We start from the raw sequence: 14,128 nt of genomic DNA, 5'->3' as shown, positions 1-14,128 counted from the left end.
TCCTGGTTGCATCGACCCGGAGGAGGCCCGATGCGTTCGATCGACTACAGCGACGCCCACGTGCTGACGGGGGACGCCATCGCCGATGCCGTCGTGGACTACGCGGCCGAGCTGGCGCACCAGGCCACGGCCGAGCCCGTGCGGATCCCGGCCCGAGCCGCCGACGGGTCGGTGGTGCACGTGTCGCTCCTCGTCGGGCCGGCGAGCGAGATCGTGCTCTCGGACGTCCCGGACGCGGACGGCGAGGAACTCGTCGACGACGAGACGGTGACGGAGATCCGCCGGCGGATCATGCTCCTGCGCGAGCCGCAGCCCATCACGACACGACTCGAGGACATCGTCGCCCCGGGCGACGAGGAGGTCTGATCGATGGGACATCTGACGTACGGCGCGATGCGCCTCGGGATGGAGATCGAGGACCGCACGCTCGCGCACCTGCAGGTCGTGATCGTGAACCGGCTGCGACGCGGGGACAGCTTCGCGTTCTCGTGGAAGGACGACGTCCGCGTCGGCGACGGCCGCACCACGATCTGGTTGCACCCGTACTGCGAGCTGCACTTCAAGTTCATCGGGGGCCGACCTCCGCGCCTCAACCGGGCGTGGATCGCGGCACTCGACGACGCGGCGGGCAGCGGGACGGGCCTGTACCTGCTCGCGGAACCCCCGGAGGGCGAGGCGCAGACGCGGCGGCCCGAGCTGTCGACCGGAGCGGTGTGAACCGGGGGACGCCCGCGGTGCGGATCCGCTCAGACTGCGGCCGCTCGACCGCCCCGGCCCCGGCAGGGTCAGGGGCGCGCGGTACCATCAGGGCGTGAACGACATGACCTCGGACCTCGCGCAGTACTCGGTCGTCCTCGTGTACTCGGCGATGGCCGTGTACCTCATCGCGTTCATCTCGTTCATCCTCGACGTCGCCAAGCGGTCCGGGGACGTGCAGCTCGAGCGCTCGGCGCGGCAGGAACAGCGGGCCGAGGCGCGGACGGTCGCGACGGTCCAGGGCGGCACGGTCGTGCTCGAGCGGGTCGAGGCGCCGGTCGACCGGCCCCGGTCGGGCAGCCGCTTCGAGCGCGTCGGCATGGCGATGATGGTGCTCGGGCTCGTGATCCACGTCGGGTCGATCGTGCTCCGCGGTGTCGCCGCGCACCGCGTGCCGTGGGCGAACATGTTCGAGTTCTCGCTCACCGGCACCGGGATCATCGTCGCGATCTTCCTCGCCGTGCAGTTCTGGCAGAACCTGAAGTTCCTCGGCGTGTTCGTCAGCGGACTCGTCCTGATCCTGCTCGGCATCGCGACCGTCAACTTCTACGTCGACGTCGTGCCGCTCCCGCCGGCGCTGCAGTCGTACTGGCTCGTCCTCCACGTGTTCGTGGCGATCTGCGGCACGGGCTTCTTCGCCCTCGGCGCCGGGCTCGCGGTGTCGCAGCTCGTGCAGACCTACCGGCAGGGCCGCGGCGGCGACGTCAAGCAGCTCCGCTTCATGGAGACCCTCCCCGACGCCGACCGGCTCGAGGTCATGACCTACCGCGTGCTGCTCGTCGGGTTCGTGCTCTGGACCTTCACCCTCATCGCGGGCGCGATCTGGGCCGAGCGTGCCTGGGGCCGCTACTGGGGGTGGGACACCAAGGAGGTCTGGACCTTCATCATCTGGGTGATCTACGCCGGGTACATCCACGCGCGCGCGACCCGTGGATGGCGGGGTGCGCGGTCGTCCTGGCTGGCCCTCATCGGCTTCGCGGCCGTGATGTTCAACTTCTCGGTCGTCAACCTGTTCTTCAAGGGGTTGCACAGCTACTCCGGACTGTGAGGCAGCGCGGGACGCCTGCCCGTCCCGTCACGCGGTGAGGACTGCGTGCGTCCGACGCAGCCGCTCGATCCACCAGGAGCGGCGGTCGGGCGCGGCTGCGTGGCGCTCCAGCAGGTCCGGCGCGACGTCGACGCGACGGACCGCGATCCTCCCGTCCTGCGGCAGGATCGGCCGGGCCGTGACGTCGCCCCGGAACATCGCGGCGGTGCCGAGTCCCGAGGCGAACCCGTCAGCCGCCACCGCTGCGGCGAGGTGCGCGCCCATGCTGATCCCGACGGACGTGTCGAGCGCGCTCGAGACGACGCACGGCAGCCCGGCCTCGGCGACGACGCGCCCCGCCGCGGTGATCCCTCCGAGGGGCTGCGCCTTGACGACGAGGACGTCCGCGGCACCCGCGCGCGCGACGGCGAGCGGGTCCTCTGCCTTGCGCACGCTCTCGTCGGCCGCGATCGCGACGCCGAGCCCCTGGAGACGCCGTCGCAGCGCCGCGAGTTCCGGCACGGTCGCGCACGGCTGCTCGGCGTACTGCAGGCCGAACGGCGCGAGGGCCTCGAGCGCCCGCGCGGCGTCGTCGACCGACCACAGTCCGTTCGCGTCGACGCGCACGGCGGCGTCGTCGCCCATCACGGCCCGGACCGCACGGACCCGGGCGACGTCGTCGGCGAGGCCGGTGCCCGGCTCCGCGACCTTGACCTTGGCCGTCCGGCACCCGGGGTAGCGGGCGAGCACGTCGGGGACCGCGTCCGCGGGCACGGCGGGCACGGTCGCGTTGACGGGCACGGTGTCGGCGTCCGCCCGATGCGGTCGCCAGCCGAAGTCGACGGCGGCGCGGAGCCATGCGGCCGCCTCGGCGTCGTCGTACTCGACGAACGGCGAGAACTCGGTCCAGCCCTCGGGGCCACGCAGCAGCATGGCCTCGCGCACCGTGATCCCGCGGAACCGGACACGCATGGGCAGCGCCACGACGTGCGCGGCGGCCAGGAGCTCGTCGATCGAGGGGATCGGAGCGGTGGGTGGGGGAGTCACGGTCGTCACCCCCCGATCCTCCCAGGCGCGCTCAGGTGCCGCGCCGTGGGCTCGGAGGCGACCGCCAGTTCCGGCCGTTAGCATCCTCAGGTCGAGCGGCCGCCGGGTCGCGCGAACCAGGGACGGGAACGACCGGGAACGGTCGGAGATGACGCGGGGAGAGCCGGTGACGCCGAAGTCGCAGCAGCGCACCGGAGGCCGTCGACCCGCCTCGTCCACGCGTCGTGTCGCTCCCGACGGCGGCCGTGGGGTGCGGGCCGTCGACCGGTCCGACGAGTTCGCGCAGCTGCTGCGGACGAACACGGTCGACGTCGACCGGTCGCCCAGTCGTGCCCGCCGGAGCCCGGTCGTCGGCAAGGTCGGGCTGGCCCTGGCCGTGGCGAGTGTGGCGGTGGACGCGAGTGCGTTCGCCGTCTTCATGGGCGGCGAGGTCGACTTCGCGGGCGGGATCTGCTTCGTGGTGGTGTTCCTCACCGTGATCGCCGCGGTGCTCGGGTTCGTCGCCGCGGTGGGCGGTCTCGGCCGCTGGTACGGCGTTGTGGCGGTGTTCATCGCGTTCGCCGCGAACCCCGTCGTCATCGTGGTCGTCCTCGTCGTGGCGGCGCCCGAGGTGCTCACGCAGTTCGGCAGCTGACCGAGGCCGAGGCTGAAGCCGGTCGGGGCCGCCGGATAGGCTCGGAGCATGGCTGCACCCGTCTCCGACACCTTCGATCCCGACGTCTGGGACGCGGCGCCGATCGCCGCGTCGTTCACGGACATCACGTACCACAAGCACGTGTCGGGCGGGATCGTCCGCATCGCCTTCGACCGTCCCGAGGTCCGGAACGCGTTCCGACCGCGCACGGTCGACGAGCTGTACCGCGCGCTCGACGACGCCCGGCAGGACCCCCGCGTCGGCTGCGTGCTCCTGACCGGCAACGGACCGAGCCCGAAGGACGGGGGCTGGGCGTTCTGTTCCGGCGGCGATCAGCGCATCCGCGGCCGCAGCGGCTACGAGTACGTCGGCGACGAGGGCGCCCCGCCCGAGGGCGTGGACCCGGCGGCGGCACAGGCGTCGATGGGCCGCCTGCACATCCTCGAGGTCCAGCGCCTCATCCGGATGATGCCGAAGGTCGTCATCGCGGTCGTGTCCGGTTGGGCGGCCGGCGGTGGGCACTCCCTGCACGCGGTGTGCGACCTGACCATCGCGAGCGCGGAGCACGGCCGGTTCAAGCAGACGGACGCCGACGTCGGCTCGTTCGACGGCGGGTACGGCAGCGCCTACTACGCCCGGCAGATCGGCCAGAAGGCCGCGCGCGAGGTCTTCTTCCTCGCCCGGGAGTACAGCGCCCAGCGTGCCTACGAGATGGGCGCGGTGAACCTCGTGGTCCCGCACGCGGACCTCGAGCGGACCGCGATCGAGTGGGGCGAGACCATCCTCGGCAAGTCACCCACCGCGATCCGGATGCTCAAGTACGCGTTCAACGCGGTCGACGACGGCCTGGTCGGGCAGCAGGTGTTCGCCGGCGAGGCCACGCGGCTCGCGTACGCCTCGGACGAGGCCGTGGAGGGGCGTGACGCGTTCCTCGCGAAGCGCACGCCGGAGTGGACCGCGTACCCGTGGCACTACTGATGCATCGGTGGGGCGTGACGGCGGTGAGCCGACACCGATGACGCGGCCGCTCCTCCCGGTCCCCACCGACGACCCGTTCGACGTGCTGCGGGCGCTCGAGTCCGCGCTGTCGGGCGGGCCGGCGATCCTGCCGCGGACGCCGTCGCCCCGGTCGGTGTCGGTGCCGTCGTCGTCGGACCCGACGTCCTCCACACCGCCCGCCGTCGTGCCGCGTCGGGTCGCCCTCGTGGTCGAGACGAGCGGATCGACCGGCGCCGCGAAGCGGGTCGCGCTGTCGTCCGAGGCGCTGTTGGCCGGCGCCGCGGCGGCGGACGCGGCGCTCGGCGGCCCGGGCGGCTGGGTGCTGGCGCTGCCGACGCACTACATCGCCGGTCTCAACGTCCTCACCCGCTCCGTCGCCGCGGGCACCAGCCCCGTCGTCGTGCCGCCCGGGCATTTCGACCCGACGGCGTTCGCCGACGCGGTCGACCGCCTGCACGCCGACCGCCGGTACACGTCGCTCGTCCCGGCGCAGCTGGCACGCGTGCTCGACGATGCCCGTGCGACCGCCGCGCTGGCCGGGCTCGACGCGGTGCTCGTCGGGGGACAGGCGACCCCGATCGCGCTGCGCGACCGCGCGCGTGCCGCCGGTGCCCGGATCGTCACCACCTACGGCGCGAGCGAGACGAGCGGCGGCTGCGTGTACGACGGTGTCCCGCTCGGCCCGGTCCGCACGCGGCTCGTCGACGGCGGCCTCGAACTGTCCGGTCCGATGCTCGCCGAGGGGTACCTGGACGACCCGGAGCGCACCGCCGCCGCGTTCGTCGAGGGCGACGGGCTCCGCTGGTACCGCACCGCGGACGCCGCCGAGATCGCGGCCGACGGCACGGTGCGTGTGGTCGGCCGCCTCGACGACGTCGTCATCTCCGGCGGCGAGAAGGTCGCGCTCGGCGCGGTCGAACGGGTCGTCCGGGAGGCCCCGGGCCAGTCCGGCGCGGTCGTCACCCGCCGCGCCTCCGACCGCTGGGGCGAGGTGCCCGTCGTCGTGACCGACGTCGCGGTGGAGGTCGCGGTGCTCCGGGAGCGCGTCGGCGCCGTGCTCGGTCGTGCCGCCCGGCCGGCCGCCGTCGTGGTGGTCGACGCCGTGCCCATGCTCCCGACGGGCAAGCCGGACCGACGCGCGGTGCAGCGGCTCGCCGCCGACGCCGCTCCCAGCGGCTCGATGGACACCTGACGATACGATCGGTGGCCGTGGCACAACGAGGCAAGGGACCCCGACCGACGTCGAAGCGCCGATCCGGACGGCCCGGTGGCCGACCGGTCGGGCGCCCTCAGAAGGCGACCGCACGCGACTGGATCGGCGGCGCCCGGCTCCGCACCCTCACGCTCGGCGTCGTCCCGGTCGTGCTCGGGACCGCCGTCGCGTACGTCGACGGTGGGTACGACCTCGGCATCGCGCTGCTGTGCCTCGCGGTCGCCCTGTTCCTGCAGATCGGGGTGAACTACAGCAACGACTACTCCGACGGCGTCCGCGGCACCGACCGCTACCGCGTCGGCCCGGCGCGGCTCACGGGCTCCGGCAGAGCGCGTCCGCGGACGGTGCTCACCGTCGCGCTGACGTTCTTCGGGCTCGCGGCGGTCGCGGGTGTCGTGATCGTCGTGCTCACCGGGCTCTGGTGGCTCCTGGCGGTCGGCGCCGCGGCGATCCTGGCCGCGTGGTTCTACACGGGCGGCAAGCGGCCGTACGGGTACAACGCGCTCGGCGAGGTCTTCGTGTTCGTGTTCTTCGGCCTCGTCGCGGTGCTCGGGACCGAGTTCGTCCAGATCCACCACGTGACCCTGAACGCCTGGGCCGCGGCGGTCGCCGCCGGGCTGTTCGCATGCGCCGTGCTCATGGTCAACAACATCCGGGACATCGACGAGGACCGTCTGGCGGGCAAGCGCACCCTGGCGGTCGTGCTCGGCAGCCGCGCCGCGCGGACCCTGTACGTCCTGTTCCTCGTCCTGCCGTACGTCGTGCTCGTGTGGTTCGTCGTGCTGTACTTCCGCACGGGCTACACGTACTTCACGCTGCTCCTGGCGCTGCCGGCCGCGATCATCGGCGCGACGTCGAACCGCCCGCGAGAGCTCATCACGGCGCTGCAGCTGTCGTCGTTCTCGGCGCTCGCGTACGGCATCGTGCTCGGCATCGCGCTCGCGCTGCAGCCCTAGGGCGGACAGCGATCGCGACGTCGCTGCCAGGGCGGCTGCCTCCGCCAGGAGGTCTGCGGCAGCGGGGGCCGGGCTCCAGCGGGATCAGGCCCCGGCGGGATCAGGCGTCAGCGGGATCAGGCGTCGGCGCGGGGCGACGCGGGACGCTCGACGACGCCCGGCTCAGCGCTCCGGGCCGGGTCGACCGACGGAGCAGCGGAGTCCTCGGCGTCGACGAAGTCGTCCTCGAAGTCGGTGTCCTCGTCGTGGTCGGGCCCGCGTCGCCGCTCGGCGAAGCTGGTCGCCACCTGCCACCGCAGCTTCGGCAGCGCGATGTACGAGATGAGCAGCCCGACGAGCGCGGCGCCGATCGTCGCCACGGGCCACGGCAGCCGGATGACGAGGAAGACCGCGAGCAGGACCGCGAAGATCCCGATCCTCGCCAGGGAGTACACCAGCCACGACTTCACCCGATGATTCTACGGTCGGGCGACGACGCGGGAGCTGAGCGTCCGGCGACCGGTGTGCACGTCCCGGCGCGTCCCAGCCGGAGCGACCTACACTCCGTCCATGGTGAAGTTCCTCATCGGCGTCGTCGTCGCCGCCGTTGCGTTCACCGTGTACGCCGTCATCGACTGTGCATGGGTGCCGCGCGATCGGGTCCGTGCCCTCAACAAGCCCCTGTGGATCGTCCTCGTCGTCGTCCTGCCGATCATCGGCGCCGTGCTCTGGTACCTGCTCGGGCGGGCCCCGGCACGGGCGGTGCCCCGGCAGCGGTACCGTGGGCCGGACGACGACCCGGACTTCCTCGGCGCCACCGCGCGCGCCGGGATGACCCGCAGCGAGAAAGAGCAGAGCGACGCAACCCTCCGGCACCTCGAACAACAGCTCGCCGACCTCGACGACGACCCCGGCGCCAGCGGCGGCCCCGGCGGCGACCGCCCTGACCGGTAGTCCCGGCAGCGATTCCCCGATCCGGCCCGCAGGATCCGGGAGCCCGGCGACCGACTTCGCGGTGGCGTTCCTGCTCGAGCTGGCCCGCGCCGGCGTCACGGACGTCGTCGTGAGCCCGGGGTCGCGGTCGCAGGCCCTCGCCCTGGCCGCGGCCGCCGTCGAGCGCGCCGGTGCCCTCCGGGTCCACGTCCGGCTCGACGAGCGGACCGCCGCGTTCTTCGCGCTCGGACTCGCGGTCGAGACGCAACGGCCGGCCGCGGTCGTCACGACGTCCGGGACGGCCGTGGCGAACCTCCACCCGGCCGTGCTCGAGGCCCACCACTCGGGCGTCCCGATGATCGTGGTGAGCGCCGACCGACCCGACGAGCTCCGTGGCATCGGCAGCAACCAGACCACGCACCAGCCGGGGGTCTTCGGCGCCGCCACGCGGTTCGTCCGGGACGTCGAGGCGCCGACCACCCACGGAGTGGACGACTCCACCCGGGCCACGCTCCGGGCACTCGTCCGCCAGGCCGTCGCGGCGGCGGCCGGTCACGACGGGCCTCCCGGGCCGGTGCAGGTGAACCTCGCCTTCCGCGAGCCGCTCTCGGCCGCGGTCGGGGCCGTGACGGCCCCCGAGCCGCACGAGGTCGACGCCGACTTCGCCACCCGTCGCACCGGACCCGCACCCGAGCGCGACCACGACCTGGTCGTCGACGCCGACCCCGCCACGGTGGTGGTCGCGGGCCACGACGCCGGCGCGGACGCCGAGCGCATCGCGTGGGAGCTCGGCGCCTCCCTCCTGGCCGAGGTCTCGAGCGGCGCCCACTTCGGTCGCAACCTCGTCGTGGCCTACCGTCAGCTGCTCCGTGACCCCGCCTTCGGCGGTCGCGTCCGCCGCGCGGTGGTGCTCGGGCACCCGACGCTCAGTCGTGAGGTCCCGGCGCTCCTCCAGCGCGCGGACGTCGAGGTCGTCGTGGTGCGGGGCGCAGCGGCCGAGGCGTACGACCCCGGCAGCGCCGCCCGTCCTCCGCACCCGGCCGTCGTCGTCCCGGGCATCCGCGTCGACGGGCGCCCGGGGCCGGAGCACCGCGCATGGGTGGGCACCTGGGTGGGTGCGAGCCGTGCCCTCCTCGGCGACGGGGACACCGCCCCCGATCTCGACGCCAAGCGGTCCGCCGACCGCGCGGAACGGGCGCAGTTCTTCCGCGACGAGCTCGCGGTGCGGCGGCGTCCCGTGGACCGGGCGATGCTCGTCGACGCGGTCTGGGGTGCCACCTGGCCGCACGACCGCCTCGTGTTCGGTGCGTCGCTGCTCATCCGGGTGGCGGACGGCCGCGTCCCGGGCAAGAAGGTGCGGGTGCACGCGAACCGCGGGCTGGCGGGCATCGACGGCACGATCTCGACCGCGCTCGGCATCGCCGCCGGAGTCGAGGCCTCGGGCGCGACGGGGGGCACGACCCGCGTCCTCGTCGGCGACCTGACGTTCCTGCACGACCTCGGCGGGCTGGTGACGGGCGTGGAGGAGCGGCGCCAGCGCCTCCAGATCGTGGTCGGCAACGACGGCGGGGGTGCGATCTTCGGCGGGCTCGAGGTCGCCGCGACGACCGACCCGGCGGACATGCGCCGGATGATGGCGACACCGCAGGTGGTCGAGATCGAGCCCGTCGTCCGTGGCCTCGGGTGGGAGTACCGTCGCGCCGCCACCTGGGCCGAGCTCGAGCAGGTCCTCACGGATCCGGCCGACCGACTCGTCATCGAGGTGCCGCTCCAGGTCTGACCGCCTCCTGGGGTGGCCGGGAGGTCCGGCTCAGGCGAGCGCGTCGGTGACGGGCCGGAGCTTCAACGCCGTCTCCGCGACCTCGCGGTCCGGTACGGACCCGGCGACGATCCCGGCACCGGCCCACGCGGTCACGGTGCCGTCGTCGTCGATCTGCGCGCTCCGCAGCGCGAGCATCCACTCGCCGTCGCCGGAGGCACCCATCCATCCCACGGGTCCGGCGTACCGGCCGCGGTCCGTGCCCTCCAGTCGGGCGATGAGGTCGAGCGCAGCCGCTCGCGGCGTCCCGGCCACCGCCGCGGTGGGGTGGAGGACGTCGGCGACGTCGAGGGCGGTCGTGCCCTCGGGCAGCGTGGCCGACACGTCGCTGGCGAGGTGCCAGAGGTTCGGGAGCTGCAGGCGGAACGGTGCGGGATCGGCCCGCACGTCCGTGGCGACCGTGCCGAGCGCCTCGACGAGGCTCGCCCGCGCGAAGGCGTGTTCCTCGAGGTCCTTCGGGTCGGCGGCCAGGGACTCCGCGGCGAGGCGGTCCGACTCGGCGTCCGCACCGCGCGCGGCACTACCCGCGAGCACCCGCGCGGTGAGCGTCCGCCCGTCGGTACGGGCGAGTGTCTCCGGCGTCGCGCCGACGAGGCCGTCGACCGCGAACGTCACGCAGTCCGGGTACGCCGCGGCGAGGTCGACGAGGACGCCCCGGCGGTCGGCGTCGGCCGGGAGGCGCGCCACGCGGTCACGGGCGAGCACCACCTTCTCGACCCCGCCGGCGCGGATCACCCGGACGGCCTCGGCGACCGCGGCCGCGTAGGCGTCCTCGTCGATGCGACCGGGACCGAACGCGGCCGAGAGGTGGGCGGGCGCCGGGGTGGGCAGGGTGATCGACGCGGTCGCGGTGGTCGGGACGACGTCCGCCACGACCGCGGGGAACGCGTCACCGTCGAGGGGCTCGGGGTCGATCGTCGTCATCCACGCCCGCCCGTGACGGCGACCGATGACGATCCGCGGCACGACGAGCACGCTCGGGGCGGCGGAGTCGTCGGCGAAGGCGAAGGCCCCGAACGCGACGAGTCCGGTCCCGCGGACCCGGAGGCCGTCCTCGACGGTGGCGCGCTCCACGAGGCGGCGCCAGGTGGCGGAGGCGTCGCGCATCCGGGCCGGGCCGGTGAACACGAACCGCACGGCCTCGCCGATGCCGACGATGCCGTCACCGCGCCGGACGAAGGCGAGGGGACGGTCGGGGAGCGTCGCGGCCAGCACGTCCCCCGGGTCGTCCAGCATGCGGGTCGCGACGGTCAGACGGGGGGTCTCGACGGCGGTCAGGGGCACCCCACGATGGTACGCGTCCGGCCTCCGCGGGCCCGCCGTCGTACGGCTGCCGTCCGGCGTCGACCAACTAGGATGGCTCCTCGTGAGCAGGGCGGACATGGAGAAGCGGCCGGACGAGGTGGCGGCGATGTTCGACGACGTCGCGGCACGGTACGACCTGACGAACGACATCCTCTCGGCGGGCAACGCGGCGCTCTGGCGCGTGGCGACGACCCGCGCGGTGGACCCCCGGCCCGGCGAACGTGTGCTCGACCTCGCCGCCGGCACCGGGACGAGCTCGGTCGCGTTCGCCAAGCGCGGCGCCGAGGTCACGGCGCTCGACCTGTCCGCGGGCATGATCGAGGTCGGCCGACAGCGTCACCCCGAGATCACCTTCGTCCACGGTGACGCCGAGCAACTCCCCTTCGAGGACGATTCGTTCGACGCCGTCAGCATCTCCTTCGGGCTCCGCAACGTCAACGAGCCGTCCGTGGCGCTCGCCGAGATGTACCGGGTGCTCAAGCCCGGGGGCCGCGTCGTCATCTGCGAGTTCTCGACCCCGCCGCTCGCCGTCCTGCGCCTGTCGTACACGGCCTACCTCAAGCGGGTCCTGCCGGGCATCGCGCGGCTGTCGAGCAGCAACCCGGCGGCGTACCGGTACCTCGCCGAGTCGATCTCCGCGTGGCCCGACCAGCAGGTGCTGAGCCAGTGGCTGCGCGGTGTGGGGTTCACGATGGTGGCGTACCGGAACCTCACCGCCGGTATCGTGGCACTCCACCGCGGTCGCAAGCCGGTCGCGGGTGCCGTGCGCGAGTCCGCCGCACGCCGGGCGAAGGCACGGCGTGCCCACCAGCCGACGGGGGAGCAGCCCCGCGTCGGGACGGAGCCGGACGCGCCCGCGGCGGAACGACCGGGAGCGTGACCGCCGGGGCCAGCCCCGCGGCCGAGCCCACCGATCCGGTCCACGACGAACGGTCCGCGTCGGACCCAGTCCCCAGTACGGAGCAGCAGTGAACCCGAGTGTCCCCGTCGCCCGACGCGCGCCCAGCCTGCGTGCCTCGCTCGGCGTCGGTGAGCGGATGTTCGCGACCCCCGCGGAGCGCCGGTTCGTCGGCCGGATCGACGACGGGCTCGAACTCGTCGAACAACAGCTCGACGAGGCCATGCGGTCGGCCGACACCCTCGCCGACACGACGAGCCGCTACCTGCTGTCGGCTGGCGGCAAGCGCATCCGCCCCACCCTGACCCTGCTCATCGCGCAGCTCGGCGAGGGCGTGACCGACGCCGTGGTCCGTGCCGCCGTGAGCGTCGAGATGACCCACCTCGCCTCGCTGTACCACGACGACGTCATGGACGAGGCGCCGGTCCGACGGGGTGTGCCGAGCGCCCACGTGACCTACGGCAACAACGTCGCGATCCTGACGGGTGACCTGCTCTTCGCCCGCGCGAGCCTCATCACGGCCGAGCTCGGCGTCGAGGGCATCCGCATGCAGGCCGAGACCTTCGCCCGCCTGTGCCTCGGGCAGCTCCACGAGACGACCGGCCCCGGCCCGGACGACGACCCGGTCGCGCACTACATCCAGGTGCTGAGCGACAAGACGGGGTCCCTCATCGCCACCGCTGCCCGCGCCGGGATCATGTTCTCCGGAGCCGACCGGACGTACCTGCCGGCCGTCGCGGAGTTCGGCGAGAAGGTCGGGGTCGCCTTCCAGCTCGTCGACGACGTCATCGACCTCGCCCCCGCCGGTGACCGCACGGGCAAGATCACGGGCAACGACCTCCGCGCCGGTGTCGTCACGCTGCCGCTCCTGCACCTGCGGCGCGCCGCGGCGACGGACGCCGCGGCGGCGGACCTCGTCCGGCGCATCGAACGCGACGTCACCGGTGCCGCGGACGACGCGGTGACGAGCGCGCCGTACCTGTCGGCGGTCACGGACCTCCGCGAGCACGAGGCCACCGCGGCCACCCGCGCCGTCGCGCACCGCTGGGCGGACGAGGCCGTCGCGGCCATCGCACCGCTGCCGTCCGGGCCGGTCAAGCGCGCCCTCACCCGCTTCGCGGAGTCGGTCGTCGACCGCACCCGCTGACCCGCGACGCTCGTCGCACGCCGAACAAGAACTGGAGCACACGGTGACCACTCTCCGACTCGCGATCGTCGGTGCAGGCCCCGCCGGCATCTACGCCGCCGACATCCTCAAGCGCGAGGCACGCGGGTTCGACGTCTCGATCGACCTGTTCGAGCAGCTCCCCGCGCCGTACGGCCTCGTCCGGTACGGCGTCGCACCGGACCATCCCCGGATCAAGGGCATCATCAACGCACTCCGCGACGTCCTCGACGGCGGTGCCGTCCGCGTGTTCGGCAACGTCCGGTTCGGCCAGGACATCACCCTCGACGACCTCAAGCGGCACTACAACGCGGTCGTGTTCTCCACCGGGGCGATCAAGGACGCCGAGCTCGACGTGCCGGGCGTCGACCTCGAGGGCTCGTTCGGCGCCGCGGACTTCGTGAGCTGGTTCGACGGCCACCCCGACGTCCCGCGCACCTGGCCGCTGGAGGCCGAGAGCGTCGCGGTCATCGGCAACGGCAACGTGGCGCTCGACGTCGCGCGGATCCTCGCCAAGCACGCGGACGACCTGCTCCCGACGGAGATCCCGGACAACGTGTACGAGGGCCTCAAGGCGTCGCCCGTCACCGACGTGCACGTCTTCGGGCGCCGCGGCCCCGCGCAGGTCAAGTTCACGCCGCTCGAGCTCCGCGAGCTCGGCGAGGTGCCGGACGTCGACATGGTCGTGTACGACGAGGACTTCGACTACGACGAGGCGTCCAAGGCCGCCGTGGCGACGAACAAGCAGGTCATGGTGATCGACCGCGTCCTGCAGCAGTGGCGCAAGCGCGAGCCCGGCACGGCGTCACGCCGGCTGCACCTGCACTTCCACGCGCGGCCGGTCGAGATCGTCGGTGCCGACGGCAAGGTGACCGCCTTGCGGTACGAGCGCACCCGGCCCGACGGTCAGGGCGGCGTCGAGGGCACCGGCGAGTTCCGCGAGGTCCCGGTGCAGGCCGTGTACCGCGCGGTGGGCTACTTCGGGTCGCCGGTGCCCGGTGTCCCGTTCGACGAGCGCCACGGCGTCATCCCGAACCACGAGGGTCAGGTGCTCGACGACGACAACCAGCAGATGCCGGGTGTCTACGCGACGGGGTGGATCAAGCGCGGACCGGTCGGACTGATCGGGCACACGAAGTCCGACGCGATGGAGACCGTCCAGCACCTCGTCACCGACCAGGCGAGCTGGTGGAGTCCGGAGGACCCGTCGGAGGAGGCCGTCCCGGCCCTGCTCCGCGAGCGCGGCGTCGAGTACACGGACCTCGACGGCTGGCACGCCCTCGACGCGCACGAGATCGCGCTCGGCGAGCCGGCGGGGCGTGCGCGCGTCAAGGTGGTCCCGCGCGAGGACATGGTGGACGTCTCGCTCCGCCGGGGCGCCACACAGCGGGTCTGAC

Annotated in this window: 15 protein-coding genes; 12 read left to right on the top strand and 3 right to left on the bottom strand. The window is 73.5% G+C overall.

Going from position 1 to position 14,128, the window contains the following annotated elements; all coding sequences use genetic code 11:
- Positions 1-30 precede the first annotated feature (30 nt).
- From DEI82_RS11415 to ccsB, 3 genes are all read left to right on the top strand, one after another.
- On the top strand, positions 31-366 hold the full coding sequence (locus DEI82_RS11415) for a hypothetical protein (protein WP_111009418.1): 336 nt from the start codon (positions 31-33) through the stop codon (positions 364-366).
- Between the two features lie 3 nt (positions 367-369).
- Positions 370-717, top strand: a complete 348-nt coding sequence (locus tag DEI82_RS11410; protein WP_111009419.1) for an ATP-dependent DNA ligase — start codon at positions 370-372, stop codon at positions 715-717.
- A gap of 103 nt (positions 718-820) precedes the next feature.
- Positions 821-1,804 carry a c-type cytochrome biogenesis protein CcsB gene (ccsB, locus tag DEI82_RS11405; protein WP_111027036.1) on the top strand — a complete coding sequence of 328 codons (984 nt, stop codon included), beginning with the start codon at positions 821-823 and terminating at the stop codon, positions 1,802-1,804.
- Positions 1,805-1,831: 27 nt separating this feature from the next.
- On the opposite strand, the gene DEI82_RS11400 is transcribed toward ccsB, so the two are convergent.
- Positions 1,832-2,839 carry an o-succinylbenzoate synthase gene (locus DEI82_RS11400; RefSeq protein WP_258368507.1) on the bottom strand — a complete coding sequence of 336 codons (1,008 nt, stop codon included), beginning with the start codon at positions 2,837-2,839 and terminating at the stop codon, positions 1,832-1,834.
- Positions 2,840-2,978: 139 nt separating this feature from the next.
- Between DEI82_RS11400 and DEI82_RS11395 the strand changes: the two genes are divergently transcribed.
- The 4 genes from DEI82_RS11395 to DEI82_RS11380 are packed head-to-tail and all read left to right on the top strand — an operon-like array spanning position 2,979 to position 6,632.
- A complete protein-coding gene (locus DEI82_RS11395) occupies positions 2,979-3,464 on the top strand; it encodes a hypothetical protein (RefSeq protein WP_146242900.1) in 486 nt (161 codons plus the stop codon).
- 48 nt (positions 3,465-3,512) lie between these two features.
- The gene (locus DEI82_RS11390; protein WP_111036820.1) at positions 3,513-4,442 is read left to right on the top strand and encodes a 1,4-dihydroxy-2-naphthoyl-CoA synthase; all 930 of its coding nucleotides are present in this window, start codon (positions 3,513-3,515) and stop codon (positions 4,440-4,442) included.
- Positions 4,443-4,479: 37 nt separating this feature from the next.
- On the top strand, positions 4,480-5,655 hold the full coding sequence (locus DEI82_RS11385) for an AMP-binding protein (RefSeq protein ID WP_111036819.1): 1,176 nt from the start codon (positions 4,480-4,482) through the stop codon (positions 5,653-5,655).
- A gap of 17 nt (positions 5,656-5,672) precedes the next feature.
- The gene (locus tag DEI82_RS11380; RefSeq protein ID WP_181435191.1) at positions 5,673-6,632 is read left to right on the top strand and encodes a 1,4-dihydroxy-2-naphthoate polyprenyltransferase; all 960 of its coding nucleotides are present in this window, start codon (positions 5,673-5,675) and stop codon (positions 6,630-6,632) included.
- Between the two features lie 116 nt (positions 6,633-6,748).
- Here DEI82_RS11380 and DEI82_RS11375 read toward each other — a convergent pair whose 3' ends face one another.
- Positions 6,749-7,081, bottom strand: a complete 333-nt coding sequence (locus DEI82_RS11375) for a DUF4229 domain-containing protein (protein ID WP_111013548.1) — start codon at positions 7,079-7,081, stop codon at positions 6,749-6,751.
- Positions 7,082-7,181: 100 nt separating this feature from the next.
- Here DEI82_RS11375 and DEI82_RS11370 point away from each other — a divergent pair, with 100 nt between their 5' ends.
- Both DEI82_RS11370 and menD read left to right on the top strand, forming a co-directional pair.
- Positions 7,182-7,565 (top strand): PLD nuclease N-terminal domain-containing protein, encoded by a 384-nt coding sequence (locus DEI82_RS11370; protein ID WP_111036817.1) that lies wholly within the window; start codon positions 7,182-7,184, stop codon positions 7,563-7,565.
- 61 nt (positions 7,566-7,626) lie between these two features.
- A complete protein-coding gene (gene menD / locus DEI82_RS11365; RefSeq protein WP_258372046.1) occupies positions 7,627-9,324 on the top strand; it encodes a 2-succinyl-5-enolpyruvyl-6-hydroxy-3-cyclohexene-1-carboxylic-acid synthase in 1,698 nt (565 codons plus the stop codon).
- Positions 9,325-9,354: 30 nt separating this feature from the next.
- On the opposite strand, the gene DEI82_RS11360 is transcribed toward menD, so the two are convergent.
- On the bottom strand, positions 9,355-10,641 hold the full coding sequence (locus DEI82_RS11360) for an isochorismate synthase MenF (RefSeq protein WP_375334628.1): 1,287 nt from the start codon (positions 10,639-10,641) through the stop codon (positions 9,355-9,357).
- 88 nt (positions 10,642-10,729) lie between these two features.
- On the opposite strand from DEI82_RS11360, the gene DEI82_RS11355 reads away from it, so the two are divergent.
- The 3 genes from DEI82_RS11355 to DEI82_RS11345 all read left to right on the top strand — a co-directional run bounded on the left by DEI82_RS11355 (position 10,730) and on the right by DEI82_RS11345 (position 14,127).
- Positions 10,730-11,548 (top strand): demethylmenaquinone methyltransferase, encoded by an 819-nt coding sequence (locus tag DEI82_RS11355; RefSeq protein WP_111009427.1) that lies wholly within the window; start codon positions 10,730-10,732, stop codon positions 11,546-11,548.
- Between the two features lie 88 nt (positions 11,549-11,636).
- Positions 11,637-12,713 (top strand): polyprenyl synthetase family protein, encoded by a 1,077-nt coding sequence (locus DEI82_RS11350; protein WP_111036815.1) that lies wholly within the window; start codon positions 11,637-11,639, stop codon positions 12,711-12,713.
- A gap of 43 nt (positions 12,714-12,756) precedes the next feature.
- A complete protein-coding gene (locus DEI82_RS11345; RefSeq protein WP_111036814.1) occupies positions 12,757-14,127 on the top strand; it encodes an FAD-dependent oxidoreductase in 1,371 nt (456 codons plus the stop codon).
- The last annotated feature ends 1 nt before the right edge of the window (position 14,128 follow it).

The sequence above is a fragment of the Curtobacterium sp. MCBD17_019 genome (assembly GCF_003234555.1).
In the GTDB taxonomy this organism is placed as follows: Bacteria; Actinomycetota; Actinomycetes; order Actinomycetales; family Microbacteriaceae; genus Curtobacterium.
Note: the sequence above shows the minus strand (reverse complement) of the source record. Positions and strands in the feature narration are given on the sequence as shown.